The 20,813-nt window shown below is 68.3% G+C and carries 23 protein-coding genes; 10 read left to right on the top strand and 13 right to left on the bottom strand.

The features are described 5' to 3' along the window. Position 1: 1 nt before the first annotated feature. The 12 genes from QN141_01370 to QN141_01315 all read right to left on the bottom strand — a co-directional run bounded on the left by QN141_01370 (position 2) and on the right by QN141_01315 (position 12,419). A complete protein-coding gene (locus QN141_01370) occupies positions 2-709 on the bottom strand; it encodes an alanyl-tRNA editing protein (protein MDR7557121.1) in 708 nt (235 codons plus the stop codon). A 65-nt stretch (positions 710-774) separates the two neighbouring features. Continuing rightward, a complete protein-coding gene (locus QN141_01365; GenBank protein MDR7557120.1) occupies positions 775-1,641 on the bottom strand; it encodes a GNAT family N-acetyltransferase in 867 nt (288 codons plus the stop codon). A gap of 15 nt (positions 1,642-1,656) precedes the next feature. After that, entirely contained in the window at positions 1,657-2,322 is a 666-nt protein-coding gene (locus tag QN141_01360) for a site-2 protease family protein (GenBank protein ID MDR7557119.1), read from the bottom strand. 5 nt (positions 2,323-2,327) lie between these two features. Beyond that, positions 2,328-4,775 carry a DNA gyrase subunit A gene (gyrA, locus tag QN141_01355; protein ID MDR7557118.1) on the bottom strand — a complete coding sequence of 816 codons (2,448 nt, stop codon included), beginning with the start codon at positions 4,773-4,775 and terminating at the stop codon, positions 2,328-2,330. A 24-nt stretch (positions 4,776-4,799) separates the two neighbouring features. Next, positions 4,800-6,713: a DNA topoisomerase (ATP-hydrolyzing) subunit B gene (gene gyrB, locus QN141_01350; protein MDR7557117.1), complete on the bottom strand. Its 1,914-nt coding sequence runs from the start codon at positions 6,711-6,713 to the stop codon at positions 4,800-4,802. Between the two features lie 204 nt (positions 6,714-6,917). Further along, positions 6,918-7,196 carry a hypothetical protein gene (locus tag QN141_01345; GenBank protein ID MDR7557116.1) on the bottom strand — a complete coding sequence of 93 codons (279 nt, stop codon included), beginning with the start codon at positions 7,194-7,196 and terminating at the stop codon, positions 6,918-6,920. Then, the gene (locus QN141_01340; protein MDR7557115.1) at positions 7,174-7,656 is read right to left on the bottom strand and encodes a DUF721 domain-containing protein; all 483 of its coding nucleotides are present in this window, start codon (positions 7,654-7,656) and stop codon (positions 7,174-7,176) included. Before QN141_01340 ends, QN141_01345 begins: the two co-directional genes overlap by 23 nt. Further along, the gene (locus QN141_01335; GenBank protein ID MDR7557114.1) at positions 7,640-8,752 is read right to left on the bottom strand and encodes a DNA replication/repair protein RecF; all 1,113 of its coding nucleotides are present in this window, start codon (positions 8,750-8,752) and stop codon (positions 7,640-7,642) included. Before QN141_01335 ends, QN141_01340 begins: the two co-directional genes overlap by 17 nt. Before the next feature lie 2 nt (positions 8,753-8,754). Beyond that, a complete protein-coding gene (locus tag QN141_01330) occupies positions 8,755-9,012 on the bottom strand; it encodes an RNA-binding S4 domain-containing protein (GenBank protein ID MDR7557113.1) in 258 nt (85 codons plus the stop codon). Then, a complete protein-coding gene (gene dnaN / locus QN141_01325; GenBank protein MDR7557112.1) occupies positions 8,981-10,090 on the bottom strand; it encodes a DNA polymerase III subunit beta in 1,110 nt (369 codons plus the stop codon). Before dnaN ends, QN141_01330 begins: the two co-directional genes overlap by 32 nt. A 175-nt stretch (positions 10,091-10,265) precedes the next feature. Further along, a complete protein-coding gene (gene dnaA, locus QN141_01320) occupies positions 10,266-11,612 on the bottom strand; it encodes a chromosomal replication initiator protein DnaA (protein MDR7557111.1) in 1,347 nt (448 codons plus the stop codon). A gap of 9 nt (positions 11,613-11,621) precedes the next feature. Further along, a complete protein-coding gene (locus QN141_01315) occupies positions 11,622-12,419 on the bottom strand; it encodes an ATP-binding protein (GenBank protein MDR7557110.1) in 798 nt (265 codons plus the stop codon). Positions 12,420-12,909: 490 nt separating this feature from the next. Between QN141_01315 and rpmH the strand changes: the two genes are divergently transcribed. Genes rpmH through QN141_01275 form a run of 8 tightly spaced genes read left to right on the top strand, consistent with a single transcriptional unit; the run spans position 12,910 to position 17,443 of the window. Continuing rightward, entirely contained in the window at positions 12,910-13,044 is a 135-nt protein-coding gene (gene rpmH, locus QN141_01310; protein ID MDR7557109.1) for a 50S ribosomal protein L34, read from the top strand. After that, positions 12,995-13,381: a ribonuclease P protein component gene (gene rnpA, locus QN141_01305; protein MDR7557108.1), complete on the top strand. Its 387-nt coding sequence runs from the start codon at positions 12,995-12,997 to the stop codon at positions 13,379-13,381. Before rpmH ends, rnpA begins: the two co-directional genes overlap by 50 nt. Beyond that, positions 13,378-13,590 carry a membrane protein insertion efficiency factor YidD gene (yidD, locus tag QN141_01300; protein MDR7557107.1) on the top strand — a complete coding sequence of 71 codons (213 nt, stop codon included), beginning with the start codon at positions 13,378-13,380 and terminating at the stop codon, positions 13,588-13,590. Before rnpA ends, yidD begins: the two co-directional genes overlap by 4 nt. A 31-nt stretch (positions 13,591-13,621) precedes the next feature. Next, positions 13,622-14,356 carry a YidC/Oxa1 family membrane protein insertase gene (locus QN141_01295; GenBank protein ID MDR7557106.1) on the top strand — a complete coding sequence of 245 codons (735 nt, stop codon included), beginning with the start codon at positions 13,622-13,624 and terminating at the stop codon, positions 14,354-14,356. After that, positions 14,353-15,057 (top strand): RNA-binding cell elongation regulator Jag/EloR, encoded by a 705-nt coding sequence (gene jag, locus QN141_01290; GenBank protein ID MDR7557105.1) that lies wholly within the window; start codon positions 14,353-14,355, stop codon positions 15,055-15,057. Before QN141_01295 ends, jag begins: the two co-directional genes overlap by 4 nt. Beyond that, positions 15,054-15,773 carry a 16S rRNA (guanine(527)-N(7))-methyltransferase RsmG gene (rsmG, locus tag QN141_01285; protein ID MDR7557104.1) on the top strand — a complete coding sequence of 240 codons (720 nt, stop codon included), beginning with the start codon at positions 15,054-15,056 and terminating at the stop codon, positions 15,771-15,773. Before jag ends, rsmG begins: the two co-directional genes overlap by 4 nt. A gap of 49 nt (positions 15,774-15,822) precedes the next feature. Then, positions 15,823-16,605 (top strand): ParA family protein, encoded by a 783-nt coding sequence (locus QN141_01280; GenBank protein MDR7557103.1) that lies wholly within the window; start codon positions 15,823-15,825, stop codon positions 16,603-16,605. Beyond that, positions 16,577-17,443 (top strand): ParB/RepB/Spo0J family partition protein, encoded by an 867-nt coding sequence (locus QN141_01275; protein MDR7557102.1) that lies wholly within the window; start codon positions 16,577-16,579, stop codon positions 17,441-17,443. Before QN141_01280 ends, QN141_01275 begins: the two co-directional genes overlap by 29 nt. A gap of 140 nt (positions 17,444-17,583) precedes the next feature. Here the strand turns inward: QN141_01275 and QN141_01270 are convergent, their stop codons facing one another. Beyond that, positions 17,584-18,618 (bottom strand): NAD-dependent epimerase/dehydratase family protein, encoded by a 1,035-nt coding sequence (locus tag QN141_01270; GenBank protein MDR7557101.1) that lies wholly within the window; start codon positions 18,616-18,618, stop codon positions 17,584-17,586. Positions 18,619-18,710: 92 nt separating this feature from the next. Here QN141_01270 and QN141_01265 point away from each other — a divergent pair, with 92 nt between their 5' ends. Together QN141_01265 and QN141_01260 are read left to right on the top strand one after the other, a co-directional pair. Continuing rightward, the gene (locus QN141_01265) at positions 18,711-19,265 is read left to right on the top strand and encodes an HDIG domain-containing protein (protein MDR7557100.1); all 555 of its coding nucleotides are present in this window, start codon (positions 18,711-18,713) and stop codon (positions 19,263-19,265) included. A 27-nt stretch (positions 19,266-19,292) separates the two neighbouring features. Further along, positions 19,293-20,750 carry a pyridoxal-dependent decarboxylase gene (locus QN141_01260; GenBank protein MDR7557099.1) on the top strand — a complete coding sequence of 486 codons (1,458 nt, stop codon included), beginning with the start codon at positions 19,293-19,295 and terminating at the stop codon, positions 20,748-20,750. The last annotated feature ends 63 nt before the right edge of the window (positions 20,751-20,813 follow it).

Raw genomic sequence — 20,813 nt, 5'->3', positions numbered from 1 at the left:
ATTATCCCACGAGCGCGATCTCCAGCCTCCGGTTCGCCTTCCCTTTGTTCTCCGTCCTGGTGACGACCAGCCTGCCGATCTCCCGGGTGTTCGCCACGTGCGTGCCGCCGTCGGCCTGGGCGTCGAATCCCTCGATCTCCACGACCCGCACCTCGCGGACATCCTGCGGAACGAGGTTGCGGGCCAGGCGCATCAGATCAGACCGGTCAAACTCCTCGCGCGGCAGGAAGCGAATCACAATCCGCCGGTGCTCCTCGATGATGCGGTTGGTCTCGGCCTCGATCGCCGCCACGCGTTCCCGGCTCAGGTCCTCCAGCGAGAAGTCCATGCGCGCGCGGTCCGGGTAGATCGCGCCCCCCGTCACCAGAGCGTTGAACCGCCGGTAGACCACGCCCACCAGCACGTGCAACGCGGAGTGGTGCCGCATGATTCGGTAGCGCCGCTCCCAGTCCAGCTCCCCCCGCACCGCGGTGCCCACCGGCGGGAGCGCGCCCTCCACGACGTGCCACACCTCGTCGCCGTCCTTACGCATTTCGGTAACACGACACTCCCCGCCGCTCCACCGCAGCCGGCCCTGGTCGGCGGGCTGCCCGCCGCCACCAGGATAGAACGCGGTTCGGTCCAGGACCACGGCCCGATCCTGCACCCGCGTCACCGTGGCCTCAAACATCTGGAGATAGCAGTCGTGCAGGTACAGGAGTTGGGTCATCGCCCATCACGGCGCACGTCGCCGGTTGCGCGTCACCCCCATTGTAGCGGGATTCGTCTCCGTTGCTACGCGGCGAGGTTCTTCTGCACGACAACGAGGCCGTCAGGACACCAGGCGTGCGGCCGCCACTCGCGCACGCCCAGGGGCGCGAGGAATTCGGCCTGGGGCGCAAAGACCACCAGCCGCCGCACCCCCCGTTCCTGCGCCTGCTCACGGATCTCACCAAACACCGCCTGCATCCCGTCCGGCGAGCCGTCGATCAGGGCGATGACCAGGCACTCCTCCGGCCGCGCGAAGAGGGCGCAGGCCTGCGGGACCTCGGAACGGTCGGGGCGCAGCGCCGCGGCCACGCGGCGGTCCTTGATCAACCCGCGGAGCAGCTCGGGGACGAGGCGGCGGAATCGCCAGCCCAGCGGGAGGAGCCGCTCCCAGGCGGCCAGCACCGCGGTGCTCTCGATGAAGCGCAGGAGGGCGGGCATCTGCTCCGGGCGCGGCAGCGCCACGGGCGCGTCATAGGGGAGGTGGGCCGGCCCCGGCGTCACATCGGTCTCGGCGACGAGACAGCGCGTCACCTGCCGGTAGCCGCTGCGCTCGGCGACGGCGAGCGCGCCATAGTCGTGGGCCGGCACCGCCGTGCGCATCACCGCCGCGCCGTAGTGCCGGGCTACCGCCTCCGCCTCCCGCACCAGCTGCGCGCCGATGCCGCGCCCCTGGGCCTCGGGATGGACGCGCAGCGCTTCCATCCAGGCCTCGGTGCGGCTGACGATGCTGACGTGGATGCCGCCGACGACGCGCCCGTCGTCAAGCGCCACCAGGTCGTGCCCCGGTTCCTCGGCCCAGGCCAGCCACTCCGCCGGCGCCGCCTCGCGTCCGCCGACGACGCGGGGGAGCTGCTCGGTGCTCTGACCGGCGGGGCGAATCGCCGTGGTCATCGACGCGGCTCCCGGCTAGGAGAGGGCGGGGCGGGGATGTCGGGCCGCCGGACCTCCGCCGGTCAGCCGCCGAAGGTCGGCCAGCACCGCCGCCTGCACCAGCAGGGCGAAGACCACCGCCGTCAGACGCATGAAGGCGCTGCGGGCCAGCGGCGGGGCCCCCCGGGCTTCCATCAGGCTCATGACGATGTAACCGCCGTCGAGGGGATACACCGGCAGCAGGTTCATCACGCCGAGCCCGACGTTGATGGCCCCGGCCAGCCGTCCCACCGCTCCGGCCCCCTGGTCCGCGGCGTGGAACAGGGCAGCAAAGGTCCCGAGGAACCCGGTGAGGCCGACCGGACGATCCTCGTTCCCCAACGGGACCAGGGGCTGGCGGCGCAGAGCGTAGACCAGCGGCAGGCCCAGCGCGACGTTGGCCAGCGGGCCGGCCAGGAGCATGCCCACGCGCTGGCGGGGCGGAATCGCCTCCGCATCCACCGCGGCGTACCCCCCCAGCGGGAACGCCCGCAGGACGACGGACAGGTGCCGGATCCTCGTGCGCAGCACGGCGGGACCGAAGCCCACGCCGACCTCCCGCACCGTCCCCCCGCCCCGCAGGGCGGCCACGGCGTGGGCCGCCTCATGGACGGCCACGGTGGCACCGACCACCCCCAGAGCCGTCAGCAGCCGGCGCCACATCACGGCTACTCCTTGGCCGGGATCCGGGCCAGCGCGGCGACCCGATCGCCTTCCTCCAGGCGGATCACCCGCACGCCCTGCGCGGTGCGACCGAAGACCGAAATCTGCGCCGCGGGGATGCGGTTGAAGACGCCGCTGGAGGTCCCGATCAGCACCTCGTCGTCGTCCTCCACGGCGCGCACGCTGACCACCTGCCCGGTCTTCTTTGAAACGTTGAGATTGATCACGCCCATGCCGCCGCGGCTCTTCACCGGGTACTGGCCGATGGGCGTGCGTTTGCCGAAGCCCAGCTCGGTGACGGTGAGCAGGGTGCTGCCTTCCTTCGCGTCGGCCACCCCGACCACGGCGTCGCCGCCGCGCAGGCGGATGCCGGTGACCCCGCGCGCGGCGCGGCCCATCTCCCGCACCTGGCCGGCCCGGAAGCGCAGCGCCTTGCCCTGCTGCGTGGCCAGGATGATCTCGGTGTCCCTGGCGATGAGCCGCACGCCGACCAGACTGTCGTCGCGGTCCAGGGTGATGGCGAAAATCCCGGCCCGCTTGGCGTTGATGAACTCCATGAGCCCGGTGCGCTTAACGACGCCGCGGCGCGTGGCCATGAAGATGCTGCCCTCGTCCTCAAAGGAGCGCAGGGCGATCATGGCGTTGATCCGCTCGCCCTGGGCCAGGGCCAGGAGGTTGACCAGCGCCGTGCCCCGCGCGGTGCGGCCCGCCTCGGGCACCTCGTGCGCCTTCATTCGGTACACCTTGCCGCGGTCGCTGAACAGCAGCAGGAAAGCGTGATTGGTCGTGGCCAGGACCTGCTCCACATAATCCTCTTCGCGCGTGGCCATACCCTGCACGCCGCGCGTGCCCCGCCGCTGCAGGCGGTAGGTCTCCAGCGGCTGGCGCTTGATGTAGTTCTGGTGGCTCAGGCTGATCACCACATCGGCGTCGGGGATGAGGTCCTCGGCCTCGAACTCCTCCGCCTCCTTGCTGGTGATCCGCGTGCGGCGCGCGTCGCCGTACTTCTCCTTCATCTCCAGCAGCTCTTGTCGGATAGCGGCCATGATCAGCCTGGGCCGGGCCGCGGTGGCGTCGCGCAGCATCTCCTTGAAGCGGGCAATGTCTTTGACCAGCTGTCGGTACTCTTCCTCAATCTTTTCGCGCTCCAGCTGCGACAGCCGCCGCAGCTGCAGTTCGAGAATGGCCTCCGCCTGCTTCTCGCTCAGCTTGAAGGTCCGGACCAGGCCGGCCCGCGCCGCCGGGACATCCTTGGACCGACGGATCAGGGCGATGACCTCGTCCAGGAACTTCAGGGCGACTTTGTAGCCTTCCAGGATGTGCGCCCGTTCCTCGGCCCGGGCCAGCTCAAACCGCGTCCGTCGAAGGACCACGTTGCGCCGGTGGTTCAGATAGTGGCTCAGGATGTCCCGCAGCCCCAGTGTGCGCGGGACGCCCTCCACCAGCGCCACCATGTTCGCCCCGAAGGTCGTCTGCAGCTGGGTGTGCTTGAAGAGCTGGTTGCGCACGATCTGGGGATTGGCGTCGCGGCGCAGCTCGACCACGATGCGCAGGCCGCGGCGATCGGACTCGTCGCGCAGATCGCTCACCCCGGCCAGCTTCTTGTTCCGCACCAGGTCGGCGATCCGCTCGATGAGCGAGGATTTGTTCACCATGAAGGGGATCTCAGTGACCACGATGGCGGTGCGCCCGCCGCGCAACTCCTCGATCTCGGTCCGGGCCCGCACGGTGATGCTGCCCCGGCCCGTGGCGTAGGCGGTCTTGATCCCATCCCGGCCGAGAATCACCCCCCCGGTGGGAAAGTCCGGCCCCTTGATGATCTTCAGCAGCGCCTCGGTGTCGGTCTGCGGATCGTCGATCAGCGCCACCAGGCCGTCCACCAGCTCGCCCAGGTTGTGGGGCGGGATGTTGCTGGCCATGCCCACGGCGATGCCCGCGGCGCCGTTCATGAGCAGGTGCGGGACCTTGGAGGGCAGTACCACCGGCTCGCGTTCATACTCGTCGTAGTTGGGGACAAAGTCCACGGTATCTTTATCGATGTCGGCGAGCAGCTCCAGGGCCAGCGGGGTGAGGCGGCACTCGCTGTACCGCATCGCCGCCGGAGGGTCGCCGTCGATGCTGCCGAAGTTGCCCTGGCCGTCCACAAGCGGGTAGCGGAAGGCCCAGGGTTGCGCCATCCGCACCAGCGCTTCATAGATCGGCACGTCGCCGTGGGGATGGTATTTCTTCATCACGTCGCCGACCACGGCCGCGGACTTGCGGTAGGGACGATCCGGCCGCAGTCCCGCTTCCAGCATGCCGAAGAGGATGCGCCGCTGCACCGGTTTGAGGCCGTCGCGCACGTCGGGGAGGGCCCGGCTGACGATGACGGACATCGCATAGTCCAGGTAGCTGGTGCGCATCTCCTTCTCGATGGGCTGCGAGACGACGCGGGATTCGTCGGAAAGGGCCATCAGGGTCTCCTCGGGGCCGGCCGCTCAGATGTCCAGGTTGCGGACTTCGCGGGCGTACTTCACGATGAACTCGCGCCGGGGCTCCACCTGCTCGCCCATCAGGGCGGTGAAGATCTCGTCGGCGGCCTGGGCGTCCTCCACCTCGACGCGCAGCAGCGTCCGCGTGGCGGGGTTCATGGTGGTCTCCCAGAGCTGCTCGGGATTCATCTCGCCCAGCCCCTTGTACCGCTGCACCTCGGGCTTCCCGCCCCGGCGCTCGATCTCCTTGGTCACCACCTGGCGCTCTTCGTCGGAATAGACGTAGCGGCGCTCCTTTCCGTTCCGCACCAGGTACAGCGGCGGCTGGGCGATATACACCTTGCCGTGCTCGATGAGGGGCCGCATGTACCGGTAGAAAAAGGTGAGCAACAGCGTGCGGATGTGGTTGCCGTCCACGTCCGCGTCGCACATGATGATCACCCGATCGTAGCGCCGGGCGTCGAAGTCGAACTTGTCGCCGAAGCCCGTGCCCAGGGCCGTGATGATGGCCCGGATCTCCTCATGGGAGACCATCTTGTCCTCGCGCGCCTTCTCCACGTTGAGGATCTTGCCCTGGATGGGCAGAATGGCCTGGAACTGGCGGTCCCGGCCCTGCTTGGCCGAGCCGCCGGCCGACTCGCCCTCGACGATGAAGATCTCGCAGCGCTCGGGATCGCTCTCCACACAGTCCGCCAGTTTGCCCGGCAGGGGGGAGACCTCCAGGGCGCTCTTGCGCCGCACCAGTTCCCGGGCCTGCCGCGCCGCCTCCCGGGCCCGGGCCGCGGTCACCGCCTTGGCCACGATGCGCCTGGCGTCGCCCGGATGGGTGTGCAGCCATTCCGTCAACCAGTCGCCGAAGAGCGACTCGATGAGCCCCTTGACCTCGGTGTTGCCCAGTTTCGTCTTGGTCTGCCCCTCGAACTGCGGCTCGGGGAGCTTCAGGCTGACCACCGCGGTGAGCCCCTCGCGTACGTCGTCCCCGGTCAGGGTCACCTCGCCGTTCTTGATCAGGCCGCTGCGCCGGGCGTAGTCGTTGATGGCGCGGGTCAGGGCGGCGCGGAAGCCGGCCAAGTGCGTCCCGCCCTCCGTCGTCGGGATGGTGTTGACGTAGGTCAGCGTGTGCTCCAGGTAGCTGTCGTTATACTGGAGGGCGATCTCGACCTCCGTGCCCTCCCGCTCCCGGGTCATGTGCATGACCTCGGTGAGCTTGGTCTTCGCCCGGTTGATTGCCTGGACCAGTTCGACGATCCCCCCGGCGTGTCGGAAGGTGCGCTCCGCCCCGGTCCGCTCATCTTTGAGCCGGATGGTCAGCCCCTTGTTCAGATAGGCGATGTCGTCCAGACGCTGGACGATGGTCTCCGCGTCAAACTCGGTGGCCGTCATCACCTCGCGATCGGGCTTGAAGGTCACCCGTGTGCCGGTCTTCCGGGCCGGTCCCACAGGCTGCAGTGGTGTGGTCTTCTTCCCCCGGGCGAAGCGCTGCCGCCAGGCCTTGCCGTCGCGCCAGACCTCGACCTCCAGCCACTCGGAGAGGGCGTTGACCACCGACACGCCCACACCGTGGAGGCCGCCGCTGATCTTGTACCCGCCGCCTCCAAACTTGCCGCCGGCATGCAGTGTGGTCAGGACCACTTCCACGGCGGGCCTGCCGACCCGCGGGATCGGGTCGACGGGGATCCCCGCCCCGTCATCGATCACCGAGGCGCTGCCGTCTTTGTGCAGGATGATCTGGATCTCCGTACACCGGCCGGCCAGCGCCTCATCGACGGAGTTGTCCACCACCTCGTAGAGGAGGTGGTGCAATCCGTCCGGGCCGGTGCTGCCGATGTACATCGCGGGGCGCCGGCGGACGCCCTCCAGACCCTCCAGAACCTGGATCTGCTCAGCGCCGTAGGGGGTCGTCGTCTGGTTCGTCGCCATGTCGGAATCCTCGGCCATAAGGTAGTTGATGACCCCTTCTTAACACGCCGAGAGGAGCGCTGTTCCGGCGCCCCTCCCCATCCGTGCGGTCTCGATTATCTCGATTATTCCGTACGAAAGGAACTCGGTGTGCTGACGAAGCCGCACAATTCAGTTTATCACGGGCGAAAAACGACTGTCAACGCGAAAATCCCGCATCCAGCCTTACTTCTCTGCGCCCCAGGCGCTCATGCTCCGCCGCAGGTGGGTCATCCGCCTGGCCAGGGTCGAGGCGGAGAGCCCCGACGTGAACACCGTGCGATCCCTCGCCACAACCAGCGCCTTACACCCGGGACTCAGCCCGTCGCCTCGGAGCCGCCGATCCGCCACCGCCCTGTCGAGGAACTCCCGGTTGACCTCCGACCCCTCAAGGACGCGGATGTCGAGGATGGCCACGACGTCCAATACGGCGACGACGCTTTCACCGCCCAGATGGAGGTACATGCCGCTTCCTCCAGCTGAGCTGGCTCACCATCGCCTTCCGAACGGCCTCACGCACCTCGGAATCGGCGATCTCCGCCGCGGTCCGCTCCACGGCGACGATCTCGTCGGGGGAGAGCTCCTCCGCCGCTTCCGCCGCCGGCCGGGGCCGTGCCGGGACTTCCTCCACCGCCCGAGGCGCCACCTGGCGAAACCGGATCTCCCGAACCACCTCCCCCTCCAGACGCCTGTTCAGTTCCGCGGCAATCCCCGCCCGCCGGGCCGAGAGGTCCTGGGTCCACATCGGCCCCTCGGCTTCCGCCACAAGCACCCCCGCCCGCAGCCCCGCCGGCCGGCTGTGCGCCGCCGCCTCCGGGCCGACCACCTCGGACCACATCTCCTCGATGAGCGCGGCATAGGCTGCCCGCTCTACTCCCAGCGTCCTGGCCGCCCGCCGCAGGATACTCCTAAGGGAGGTGAGCATGCTCGCCTTCCACCGCCCCGTCCCGAATCCGGTAGACCAGCGCGCCGGGCGGGAGGTCGACCTGCGGCGCGGTGGTGACCGTCATCAGCGTCTGCACTCCGCGCACACTCTCCAGCAGGTAGGCCTGCCGGGACGCATCGAGCGTGAGGAACACGTCGTCCAGCAGGAGCACGGGTTCCTCGCCGGTCTCCTCCAGCAGCACCGATCGTTCGGCAAGGCGCAGGGCCAACATGGCGGTCAACTGCTGACCGCGTGATCCGTAGGCGCGCAGGTCGCGGCCGTCCAGGAGCAGGGCCAGGTCGTCCCGATGGGGGCCGACCAGGGTGGCCCCTCCGGCCGCTTCCTCGGCGCGACGACGCAGCAACGCCTCGCGCGCCCACTCGACCAACGCCGCCTCCGCCTCACCGCGCAGCGACGGACGGTACTCCAGAACCAGCCGCTCCCGTCCCTGGCACAGCGTCGCATAGACCGGGGCCGCGACGCGGGCCAGCCTGTCGACCAACTGGCGCCTGCGGACCGTGAGCCGCGCTCCCAGCGCGGCCAGTTGCTCGTCCCACACCTCCAGCCCCCGGCCCCGCAGGCGCAACAGCCGGTTGCGCTGGGCGAGGACCCGCCCGTAGCGCAGGGCGACGTAATAATAGGCGGGACTGATCTGGGCGAGGAGTTGATCCAGCACCTGCCGGCGGCGGTGCGGCGGGCCGGTGACCACCTCGGCGTCGTCCGGGGCGGCCAGCACGCATCGCAGGTGACCGAAGAGTTCCCCGCGGCGTACGGACACCCCGTTGATACGTAGCTCACGCGTGACGCGCGGCGCCCCGGCGCCGTCTTCGCGGCGCAGCACGATGTCGATCTCCTCGAGCCGACCGCCGCGTTCGACCCCCGCCCGCACCCGGGCCCACTCCCCGCCGAAGGCGATCATTTCCAGGTCCTGACGCGCCCGGAACGACCGCCCGGTGGCCGCCACCTGGACGGCTTCGAGCAGCGCGGACTTGCCCTGCGCATTGCCCCCCACAAAGAGTGTGAGGCCCGGTCCCGGCGCGACGTCCGTATGCCGGTGGTTGCGGAACTGCACGAGACGGAGGTGCGTGAGGCGCATCGTCACGCCCCGCGTTCCACCCTGAGGATCGTCCCGCCGGCGTTCACGACGTCCCCCGGACGGACCTGGCGGCCCCGGCGACGTTCCACGACGCCGTTGACGGCGACGCCCCCGCCCTGAATCATCCGTTTCGCCGCCCCGCCCGTAGGGGCCAGCTGCGCCAGCTTCAGCAGCGCGCCCAGGCCGATCGTCGGGGAACGGATGACGACCGGCCGGACCTTTCCGCGCTCACCCGTAGACGCGGACAGGCGCCAGAACATAGACGTAATCGGTGTGCCCGGTAGGCCGGAGGGTACCCGGACTGAGTTGTCCGGTGAGGTCGAAATAGAGCTCGTCGGCGTCAATCGTGTTGAGACAATCCATCAGGTACCGCGCGTTAAAGGCCGCCTCCACGGTGTCGCCCTCGCTGGCCACCTCCACCTCTTCGCGGGCCTTGCCCACCTCAGGCGTATTGGAGGTGATGACCAGACGGTTCCCCCTGGCCGCAATCCGCACCACGTTGGCCGAGTCCCGGGCGGTAATCGCTACCCGCCGGACGGCGCGGAGCAGCCGTTCCGTGGGCACCCGGATGCGCTGCTTGAACTCCTGGGGAATCACCTGCTGGTAGTTCGGAAACTGGCCGCCAATCAACCGGGAGTAGATCCGCAACCCCGGTACGGCAAACAGCAGCTGGTTGTCCACCATGCTCACCCGAACCTCTCCTGCGGCACCGGCCAGGGCGCGCATCAGCTCCTGCATGGCCTTGGCCGGCACGATGGCGCCCAGCTTCTGCTTGGCCGGAGAATCCAGAGCGGCCTTGCGCAGGGCCAGACGCCCACCGTCCGTAGCCACGCAGCGCACCTCGGCTCCCTCCATGGTGACGTACACACCTGTGAGAAAAGGCCGCGTCTCGTCGGCCGAGACGGCGAAAATCGTCTGACTCACCATCTTGCGCAACAGATCGGCGTCGATCGCCCCGACTTCCGCCCCCTCACCCTTCGGCAGCGCCGGGAAATCGTCCGGGGGCAGCCCCAGAATTTCAAAGGCGCTGGCCTCACAAGTGATCTCTACCTGGTGAGACCCTTCCTCCCGCTTCAGCTCCACGGTCGCTTCCGGGAGATTTCCCACGATCTCAGCCAGAATCTTCGCCGGGAGCGTCACCTGCCCGCCGCGTTTCACCTCGGCGTCGATATCCACCTGTACGGCCAGCTCCAGATCGGTGGCCGTAAGCCGCACACCGTTCTTCAGCGTCTCCAGGAGGATATAGCCCAGAATAGGCATGGTGGTGCGGCTGGAAATAGCGCGACTGGCCAGATGCACCCCTTTAGCCAACGCGGTCTGTGTACACACAACCCACATGACTATCCTCCAAGATTTATTACAATGAACTTCATCCCACTACTAATAGACCTGTGGATACTGTGGTCGAGACAGTTTCACGGTAACGATAGCAGGGTGTATTGGGTGTGTATAGCCTGAGGATAGACGTGCACCGGCGCCCACGGACCCACGCCGGGCCTGGGGGCGGACGGGGTTACTCGCCGGCACGCAGGGTGTCCACAAGTTTTTCCAGCCGCGCCGCGAGCTGAGGATCTCGGGCCAGCGCGGCTTTGACCCGTTCGCAGGCGTGCATCACCGTGGTGTGGTCCCTTCCGCCGAACTCGTGGCCGATGCGCGGTAGCGAGGCGTCGGTGAGTTCGCGCGCCAGGTACATGGCGACCTGACGGGGGAAGGCCACCCCTTTGGTTCGCCGTTTGGCCCGCATCTCTTCGACGCGAATGCCGAAGTGCTCGGCCACGGCCTTCTGCAGAACGGGGATGGTGATCTCCCGCGTGGTGGTCGCGGGGAGCAACGTTCTCAGGATCTCGGTGGCCAGGTCGATCGTGATCGGCTGGCGCGTGAGGTTGGCGTAGGCTACGACACGGACCAGGGCTCCCTCCAGCTCGCGGATGTTGGAACGGATGCGCTGGGCGATGAATTCGGCCACCTGGTCGGGGACGTCAATACCGTCCAGCTCGGCTTTCTTGCGGAGGATGGCGATGCGGGTCTCCAGATCGGGCGGCTGGATGTCGGCGATCAGGCCCCACTCGAAGCGCGAACGAAGCCGGTCTTCGAGCGTGGGGATCTCTTTGGGCGGGCGATCGCTGGTGATAATGATCTGCCGGCTGGCCTCGTGGAGGGTGTTGAAGGTGTGAAAGAACTCCTCCTGGGTGCGCTCTTTGCCGGCCAGGAACTGGATGTCGTCGATGAGCAACACGTCCACGTTGCGATACCGCGTACGGAACTCCAGGGTCCGGTCATCCCGAATGGCGTTGATCAACTCGTTGGTGAACTTCTCGCTGCTGATGTAGGCAACCCGCGGCAGCCCCAGGCGGTGGATGACGTAGTGCCCGATGGCCTGCAGCAGATGCGTCTTGCCCAGGCCCACGCCGCCGTAGATGAAGAGCGGGTTGTAGGCACGGGCGGGCGATTCGGCCACCGCCATCGCCGCGGCGTGGGCGAAGCGGTTTCCTGTGCCGATGACAAAGGTATCGAAGGTGTATTTGGGGCTGAGCTGGGGTGTCTCCGACAGTCGCGGCGGCGCTACCGGCGCGGGGGGAGAGGACGGTGCGGCGGGGTGGTCCTCGGCGATGACGAGCTGAATGGAGACGGCGCGGGCCAGGACTTCGCGCAGCGCTCCGTGGATCAGGGCGCTGAACCGCGTTTCGACCCACTCTTTGGCCAGGCGGCTGGGGACGGAGAAGACGAAGGTGTCGTCGTGCAGGGATACGGGGGCCATGGCCTTGACGAAGGACTCGAAACTCGGCTTGGTCAGCCGACCCTCGATGCGGCGGAGCGCCTCCTGCCAGACTCCCGATGCGGATGTCGTATCGACGACCATGGCCTCCTCCTAGGACTTGAACACGGTTCCGAGGACGGCGATCCCGTCCTCGGTCAGGGTGCGTTTGCCTGAACGGCGGCTGTGGATGAGGCGGAGCGCGCTGAGCGCCTGCAGTTCGCGATAGGCCGTACTCTGGCTGACGCCGAGTTCCTTGGCCACGGCGGATGGACCGGCCGAGCCCATTTCCGCAATCAGCAGCAGAACCTTTTTCTGACGCGGCGTCAGTTCAGGGGGACGGGTGGAGGCGGGGTCCGGCGGAGACGTGACCGCCGCGGCGGTCTGGGGGGGCGACGCCGGTCCGACGGAGAGCGTGACCACGGTCCCGCGGGAGAGGTTGGAGTCGATGCGGAGGGCTCCCCCGAGGAACGCCAGCTGCTCTTTGGCCACCGGAAGGCCGGATCCGACGCCCTTGATGTAGCGCCGCATCTCCGCGGTGGCCGTCGTGTATCCGGGGAGGAGGGCCTTCTCGGGATCGGCGACTCCGGGCCCTTGGTCCGAGATGCGGATGGTGTTCCCGTCGTCGAGAATACTGATCACGGCGCCTTCGAAGTAGGCGTGGATAAGGTTCTCTACAATTTCCCTGATCACCACGTAGGGAATCCGTCCACCCCGCTCGCGGGAGTGGTGGTACGTGCGCGCGGCGAGTTCCCCCACGAACTGATGAAACTCCTCTCCGCGCAGCGTGATCACCCGCGGCGTGGCCAGCGGGGAGTCGTAAATCGCCAGACGCACTTCCGCCTCGCCGCGCCCCCCGTCGCTCTCGGCTTCCCGATCGGGCGGATGCAAGAACCGTGCAAGGTCCGGCATGGCTCAGCGACTCCACCACACGCCGGGGGCGATCGGGCGACGAAGGTGCTGACAACGGATGCCTGAGTTATCCGGGTCGCGGGGATCTCCTACCCAGCGGGCGTTGCCGGAAAGAATTTCACGGTGCGCCATAGATCACCAAGAGATGACCGTGATGGTGGATAGCTCGAGGGGAAGTGTGGGCGATTTCTTGAGTGCAGGGGGCCGTTCCTGCCGAACGTGAGTGCGTCAAAGCGGGCGTCAGATCAGCGCGCCGCGAGTTTTCCACAGATGTGAAAAACCCTGTGGACAACCCTGACGGCAGGAGGAAACGACGGCGGAGGATTGCCTCGGACCGGCCGCCGGTGCGGGCACACCGGGCTGGCGGCACACCCAGTTCGGCCCCGAAATCTGTGGGCAACCCCCCCGATTATCCTCAGGTTCTCCACAGCCGCGACGCAGAAGGGATTCGTCCTGTCGACGCCGCCTGGAGCATGGTATAGTGGTGGTCGTGAAGGGGACGTACCAGCCGAAGGTTCGTCGCCGGCAACGGCGGCACGGATTCCGTGCCCGAATGCGCACTCCCGGCGGGCGGAATGTCCTCAAGCGTCGGAGAGCCAAGGGTCGGCACCGCCTCGCCATCTGAGGGCGCGACGTTCCGGCGGTTGACCGCCCCGGAACACTTCCGTCTGGCCTACCGAGAAGGCGCGCGAGTCACCGATGGGTTGCTGATTGTGTACGCCCGTCCGAACAAGCTGGCTGTCCGGCGGCTCGGGATCGTCGTGCCGGCGCGTGTGGGCAGTGCCGTCCGGCGGAATCGTCTGAAGCGGCGCCTGCGCGAAGCCAGTCGGATGGCCGCGGCCCTGCTGCCGTCGGGGACCGATGTCGTGGTTGTGGGGCGACCCCCGGCGGGAGAGGCGCCCTTCGCCGCGCTGCAGGATTCCGTCCGCGCGCTGTTCAATCGGGCTGCGGGAGCCCGATGAGGCAACTGCTGCTGGTGCTCATTCACCTCTACAGGAGAGTCATCTCTCCCCTGCTCCCGCCGTCGTGTCGCTTCTACCCGTCGTGCTCGCAGTACGCGGCGGAGGCCATCGCCCGCCACGGCGCCCTGAAGGGCGGCTACCTGGCCCTGCGGCGGTTGCTGCGGTGCCACCCCCTGCATCCGGGGGGCTACGACCCGGTGCCGCGATGAGGAGTTCTGCCGACAAGATCGGAGGCCCCCGTTGAGAGAGGCGTTTGGCGCCATGTTCGCCGCGATCGTCGATTTCCTTGTCACCGTGCTCGGCCTGTTCTTCGACTGGACGGGCAGTTACGGCCTGGCGATCATCCTGCTCACCCTGGCCGTGAAGATCGTCCTGCACCCGCTGACGCGGCGCCAGCTGCGGTCGATGAAGGAGATGCAGTCTCTGGCCCCGCAGATGGCTGCGCTGCGCGAGAAGTACCGGAGCGATCCGCAGCGCATGAACATGGAGATCATGAACCTGTACCGCCAGCACAAGGTGAACCCCTTCGGCGGATGTCTGCCGCTGATCGTCCAGATGCCGATCCTCTACGCGCTCTTCGCCGTTTTCCGTCGCCAGGGGCTCTTTGACGGCGCCAGATTTCTCGGCGTGGCGCTCGACGCGGTACCCAACTTCGGCGCCATCGCCAGGGACCCGCTGCTCATCGTCTGGCCCGCCCTGGTCGGAGTCTCGACGTATCTGCAGCAGCGGATGTCCGTGACCGACCCGCAGCAGGCTCGCCTGTTCATCCTCATGCCGATCATGGTGGCCTACTTCGCGATGTACGTCCCGGTGGCGATGTCCGTCTACTGGGTCACCTCGACGCTGGCCTACATCCTGGAGTTCTACATCGTGGTCGGGCGCCTGACGCCGCCCGCCCCAGCGGCGCCGGCGGGCGCCGCCAAACCGCCCGTGGCGGTGCTGCCGCAGCGCCCGAAGGGGACCAAGAGGAAGTGAGGCAGGTCGAAGCGTCGGGCCGGACCGTGGAGGAGGCGGTGGAGCGCGCCCTGACCCGCCTCGGCGCGACGGCCGAGGACGTGACTGTGGAGGTCCTGGACCCCGGGACCCGGGGGATGCTGGGACTGGGCGCCCGCGAGGCGCGTGTCCGCGCCACGCTCAAAGAGAGCCCGGCTGCGGCGGTCCAGCGGGTAGCCGAACGCTTCATCAGGGCGCTGGGATTCTCCGCCACGGTGCGCGTCCGCGAGGGGGCGGACGCGATCCACGTGGAGTTTCACGGCAGGGATCTCGGTCCGCTGATCGGCCGGCGGGGGGCGACGCTCGAGGCTGTGGAGCTCCTTCTGGGCCTCATCGTGGCGAAGGCGGTGGACAGCCGTCTCCGCATCTCCGTAGACATTGAGGGATACTGGCAGCGGCGCCGGGCATGGGTGGAACGCATGGCACGGCAGGCCGCCGACCGGGCCGAGCGCCAGCGCCGCCCGGTCGTCCTTCCCCCGATGTCCGCTCGGGAGCGACGGATTGTTCACACCGTCCTGGCCTCGCGTGGAGGGGTCACAACGGCCAGCAGTGGCGAGGGAGCGGACCGACGGGTCACCGTGTCCCCCCTGGGAGGCCTTCCCGAAGACAGAGGCGATTCAGGACGACAGAGAGGTGGAGGTGAGGACCTCCCGGAAAACGGCAACGGCTTCCCGGAAGCGTGACGGCCGACCGGGTGTACGCCGCGCTCCGATCCGAACTCGGCGCCCTGGGCATGACGCCGTCCCGGCGCCAGCTGGAGTTGTTCGTCGCCTACCTCGGGCTGATCGCGCGGTGGCGCGCACGCGCCAGGCTCACCGCCATTGCCGATCCGATCTCCGCGGCCCGTCTGCACATCGCGGACTCGCTGCTCTGCCTGGCCGCGGGAATTCCTGAAGGGGCCGAACTCGTCGACGTCGGAAGCGGTGCGGGGCTGCCCGGAATCCCCCTGGTCATCGCCAGGGAGGATCTGCGGATCACCCTGCTCGAGGCGGAAGCGCGCAGGGCGGCATTTCTGGAAACGGCTGTCGATGAACTGGGGCTTCAGGCGCGTGTGGTCTGCGCACGGGCCGAGGATGCCGGACGCGGACAGCTGAGAGAACGGTTCGACGTGGCCGTCGCCAGGGCCGTGGCCAGGCTGCCCCTGCTCTACGAGTTGACGCTTCCCCTCGTCCGGGTCGGAGGGCGGGTCATCCTGCTCAAGGGCGTCTCCGTCCGCGCCGAACTCGCCCGCTGGGGCGCAGCCGTGCGCGTCCTCGGCGGAGGCGAACCGAGAATGATCGACGCTGTTCTCAAGGGAGGGGAAGGGAGAATCCTCGTCGTCGTCGAGAAGGAAACCAGGACCCCCGACACCTTCCCCAGGCGAGGTGGAGCCCTCCGGCGTCCGATCCTCAACCGGTAGTCCCATTCGGAGGACCCTACCACTATATCCCGAACCACAACAGCGAACAGTGGGACGCATCATCGCGATTGCCAATCAGAAAGGCGGCGTGGGAAAGTCCACGACGGCGGTCAATCTGTCTGCCGCCATGGCCCTTGGGGGCCTGCGCATCCTGCTGGTGGACATGGATCCCCAGTCTCACGCCACGAGCGGCGTCGGAGTGGCGAAAGGGGCCGTGGGGGTTTCGGTGTACGATGTGCTCATCAACGGACTGTCCCTGGCATCAGCCCTGATTCCGACGGCCATCAAGGGCCTGGACCTCGCTCCCGGGAGCATCCATCTGGCCGGAGCCGAGGTCGAGCTGGCCTCCATTCACTCCCGGGAGTACCGCCTCAGGGACAGCCTCCGTCAGGCCCGTGACTGGTACGAAGCCGTCTTCATCGATTGCCCTCCTTCCCTCGGTCTGCTCACGATCAACGCGCTGGTGGCCTCGGACGAGATCCTCATCCCGCTGCAGTGCGAATACTATGCGCTGGAGGGGCTGGCCCAGCTGATGGAGTCCGTGAACCTGATCCGGCGGAACCTGAACCCCCGGCTGCGCGTCGGAGGAGTCCTGCTGACGATGTACGATGCGCGCACCAATCTTTCCGAGCAGGTGGCCGCCGAGGTGCGCCGATACTTCCCCGGCGAGGTGTTCCAGACGGTGATCCCCCGCAGCGTCCGGCTGGCCGAGGCTCCGTCCTTCGGGCAGCCCGTCGTGACCTACGATCCAGCATCGAAGGGAGCCCAGGCCTACATGGCCCTGGCGGAAGAGGTGAGGAGTCGTGCCGGACAACCCGCAGTTGCCGAGTGAATCGCGCCGCCGCGGATTGGGAAAGGGTCTGGGGGCCCTGATCCCCGGAGCAGAGGCGGCCGGCGGGGAGCGTCCGGCGGAGATCCCACTGAGACAGTTGAACGCCAATCCCCTCCAGCCCAGGCAGGCGGTCGATCCCCAGGAGATGGCCGGTCTCGTGGATTCCATCCGTCGTCACGGGGTGCTGCAGCCCATCGTGGTGCGGCCGTCGTCCGGGGGATTCGAGGTCGTCGCCGGGGAGCGGCGGTGGAGGGCCGCCGAGGCAGCAGGACTGAGTACGATTCCGGCCGTCGTGAGGAGTCTGACCGACCAGGAGGCGCTTGAGCTGGCGTTGGTCGAGAACCTCCAGCGGGAAGACCTCAACCCCATGGAGCGGGCCAGAGCCTATCGGCGCCTGATCAGCGACTTCGGATTGAAGCAGGAAGACGTCGCCGAGCGGGTGGGTAAGAGTCAGCCGTCCGTGGCAAACTCCCTGCGGCTGCTCAACCTCCCTCCGCAGATCCAGGCGAGCCTCGAGTCCGGTCGGATCACAGAGGGCCATGCCAGGGCGCTGCTCTCCGCAGGCACCGAGGCCGCCATGCTGAGGCTCTGGGAACGGGTGGAGCGCCGAGGCCTTTCGGTGAGGGAGACCGAGCAGCTGGCCAGAGCCGCTATTTCCCGTGAAATACGCCCTCGCTCCCGGGCAAGGGATCCCCAGCTGATGACGGTCGAGCAGGATCTCTCCCGTAGGTACGCGACCAAGGTCTCGGTGGACGGGACGAGGACCCGGGGACGCCTGGCCTTCGAGTACTACTCCGAAGAGGACCTGCAAAGACTTCTGGACCTGTTGCTTGGGTAGAAAGTGGCGGCCCGATCAGTGCCACTTGCTAGGATGGATATGCAATATACAGAGACCAGTATTCAGTTACCGGCTATCTATAGGCGATAGTCTATTCTTTCCTGGATGATTGCCTGTACTTCTTGCTTTGAGAGGGCTATCTACGGGCGCTTGCCGGCCGCGGGTTTCAGATAGCCGTTCTCGGTCAGCCAGGTCCGGGTGATCTCCATCGCCTCATCCATGGAGTAGCGCGGCGACCAGCCGAGCAGGCGCCGGGCCTTCTCCGTGCTGAATGTGGCCTGGCTGACCGCGTATCCCAGCGCGGTTCGGCGGACCCTCGGCGGCCGACGGGTAAAGAGGGACCGCGTCTCGTCGGCGACGGCGATCAACCAGCTGGTGAGGGGCGAGACGGCACGCGCCCGCTTTCCGACCATCCGGGCGTACCGGTCGAGGTAGTCGCGCCAGCGCATATTGGTGTCGATCAGCGTGAAGGCCTCGCCGGCCACCGGGCGGACGGCGCAGAGGATCAACGCGTCCACCAGGTTCTCGATGAAGATCGGCCGGGCGTACCCGCCGCCGTCGGCGACCATGGCGGGGCGCCCCCGGTCGATCCACTGCACCAGGCGGATCGTCCACCCCCGCGAGCGCGGCCCGTAGACCATCCCCGGGCGGGCGATCACCGAGGCAAGTCCCTGCGCGGCCACCTCACCCAGCGCCTCTTCGGCCCCGATCTTGCTGTCCCCGTACAGCTCCACGCCTCGCCACAGCGGGCTCTCTTCCGTGACGGTTCCCGCGCGCACGGGGCCGTACACAGCGATTGAACTGAGGTGGACGAAGCGCGCCACGCCGGCGCGCAGCGCTTCCGCCGCCAGGGCCCGCGTTCCGGCCACATTGGTGGCGTAGGCCGCCTCCCGGGTGTAGGGAGATCCGAGCCAGGCCGCGCAGTGAAAGACCACTTCGACGCCGTCGCAGCATCCGGTGAGCGTCCCGGGAGCGGTGAGATCGATCGTCCTGATCTCCGCTCCCGCCGAGCGCAGCTGGAGGGCGCGCTCGGGGCGGCGCACCGCCGCGCGGACCCTCGCGCCCGCCCGCAGCAGGCGCTCGGCGAGATGACTGCCGATGAACCCGGTGGCCCCGGTGACGAGGACGGGGCGGCCGGAGAGGACGGGCGCCGGATCGCCACCTGCGGGAATCACGGCGCGTGCTGTTCGACACGCCGGCGGAGAACTCTTGCCGTCGGGGACGTGGACCGCAGGCCCGCGGAGGCCGTGTCGCGAATTCGCACGGCATGACCCGCGACGAGGCCTGGCAACTGGTCTGCGAGTGGATTCACAATCCGAACCTGCGCAAGCACCTCCTGGCCTCCGAGGCCGCGATGCGCGCCTACGCCCGGAAGTTCGGGGAGGACGAGGAGCTGTGGGGAGTGATCGGCCTGCTGCACGACCTGGACTACGAGCGGTGTCCATCGCAGGAGGCCGGCCACCCCTTCGTCGGGGTGGAGGAGCTGCGCCGGCGCGGGGTGCCCGAGATGTGGACGCGGGCCATCCTCTCGCATGCCGAGTACACCGGCGTGCCGCGACAGACGCGGCTGGAGAAGGCGCTCTACGCGGTGGACGAGCTCGTGGGCTTCATCACGGCGGTGGCTTACGTGCGCCCCAACCGGTCGCTGGCTGAGGTCGATGTCCAGGCCGTCCGGAAGAAGCTGAAGGACAAGGCCTTCGCCCGCGGGGTCAGCCGGGAGGATGTGCTCAGAGGGGCGGAGGAACTGGGGATTCCGCTGGAGGAGCACATCGCGTTTGTGATCGAGGCGCTGCGGGCGATTGCGCCGGAGCTGGGGTTGTGAGCACGGTGGAGGCTGAGGGGGGCGGCAATGGCCGGTGAGGGACTGTTCGGCGACATGCCGGCGGAGGAGTTCGAGGAGTACGGGCGCCGGGTCGTGGCCTGGGCCGCGGACTATCTCGCCCACCCCGAGCGATATCCCGTCCTGGCGCGGACCCGCCCCGGAGCGATCAAAGCCGCGCTGCCCGCGGAGCCGCCCCGTCGCGGTGAGCCGATGGACCGCATCCTGGCGGATTTCGAACAGGTGCTGCTGCCCGGCATCACGCACTGGAATCACCCGGCCTTCTTCGCGTACTTTGCCATCACCGGATCGGCGCCGGGGATCCTGGGAGAACTGCTGGCGGCCGCGCTCAACGTGAACGCCATGCTCTGGAAGACCTCGCCCGCCGCCACCGAACTCGAGGAGGTCGCCCTGAACTGGCTTCGCCAGATGGTCGGGCTCCCCGAGGGGTTCATGGGGATCATCATGGACACCGCCTCCGTGGCCAGCCTCTGCGCCATCGCTGCGGCGCGCGAAGCGGTGGCCGAGCACCGGTTCCGGGAGGAAGGGATGGCCGGCGGGCCGCGGTTGCGGCTGTACACCTCGGAGCAGGCCCACTCCTCCATCGAGAAGGCGGGGATCGTGCTGGGCCTGGGGCGATCGGGCGTGCGCAAGATCCCCACCGACAGCGCGTTCCGCATGGACGTGGCGGCGCTCCGTCGGGCCGTGGCCGAGGACCGGGACGCCGGGTGGCGGCCGTTCTGCGTGGCGGCGACGGTGGGCACGACCTCGACGACGAGCGTGGATCCCGTGCCGGCCATCGCCGAGGTCTGCCGTCAGGAAGGCCTGTGGCTCCATGTGGACGGCGCCTACGCCGGCATGGCGGCGATCGCGCCGGAGTTCCGGTGGGCGCTCGACGGCTGCGACCACGCCGATTCGGTGGTGATCAACCCGCACAAGTGGCTGTTCACCCCTATTGACTGCAGCGCGTTCTACTGTCGGCGGCCGGAGGTGCTGCGTGCGGCGTTCAGCCTCGTGCCCGAGTACCTGCGCACCGCAGAGGCAGAGGCCGCCGGCGTGCGGGACTTTATGGACTACGGCATCCAGTTGGGCCGCCGCTTCCGGGCCCTGAAGCTGTGGATGGTGATCCGCTACTTCGGCTGGGAAGGGCTGGCGGCGCGGATCCGCGAGCACGTCCGGCTGGGGCAGCTCCTGGCGTCGTGGATCGACGGGGACCCGGAGTTCGAACGCCTGGCCCCCACGCCCTTCAGCACCGTCTGCTTCCGGGCCCGCCCCCGAGGCGTGCCCCCGGACCGGCTGGATGAGGTGAATGCGGCGCTGCTCGACGCCGTGAACGCGACCGGGGACGCTTTCCTGTCCCACACCCGCCTGCGCGGAGCCTTCACGCTGCGCTTCGCCATCGGTCACATCCGCACCGGAGAGAGCCACGTCCGCGCCGCCTGGAACCTCCTCCGCCGCGAACTCCGTCGGCTGACCGAGCCCCGCTAGCCGGTTCGGGCTATGGTCGGCGCCCGCGGCGGCCTCCACCATGGAGGAGGCGGGCCCGCGGAG

The sequence above is a fragment of the Armatimonadota bacterium genome, from assembly GCA_031459765.1.
GTDB classification, from domain to species: domain Bacteria; phylum Sysuimicrobiota; class Sysuimicrobiia; order Sysuimicrobiales; family Kaftiobacteriaceae; genus Kaftiobacterium; species Kaftiobacterium secundum.
Note: the sequence above shows the minus strand (reverse complement) of the source record. Positions and strands in the feature narration are given on the sequence as shown.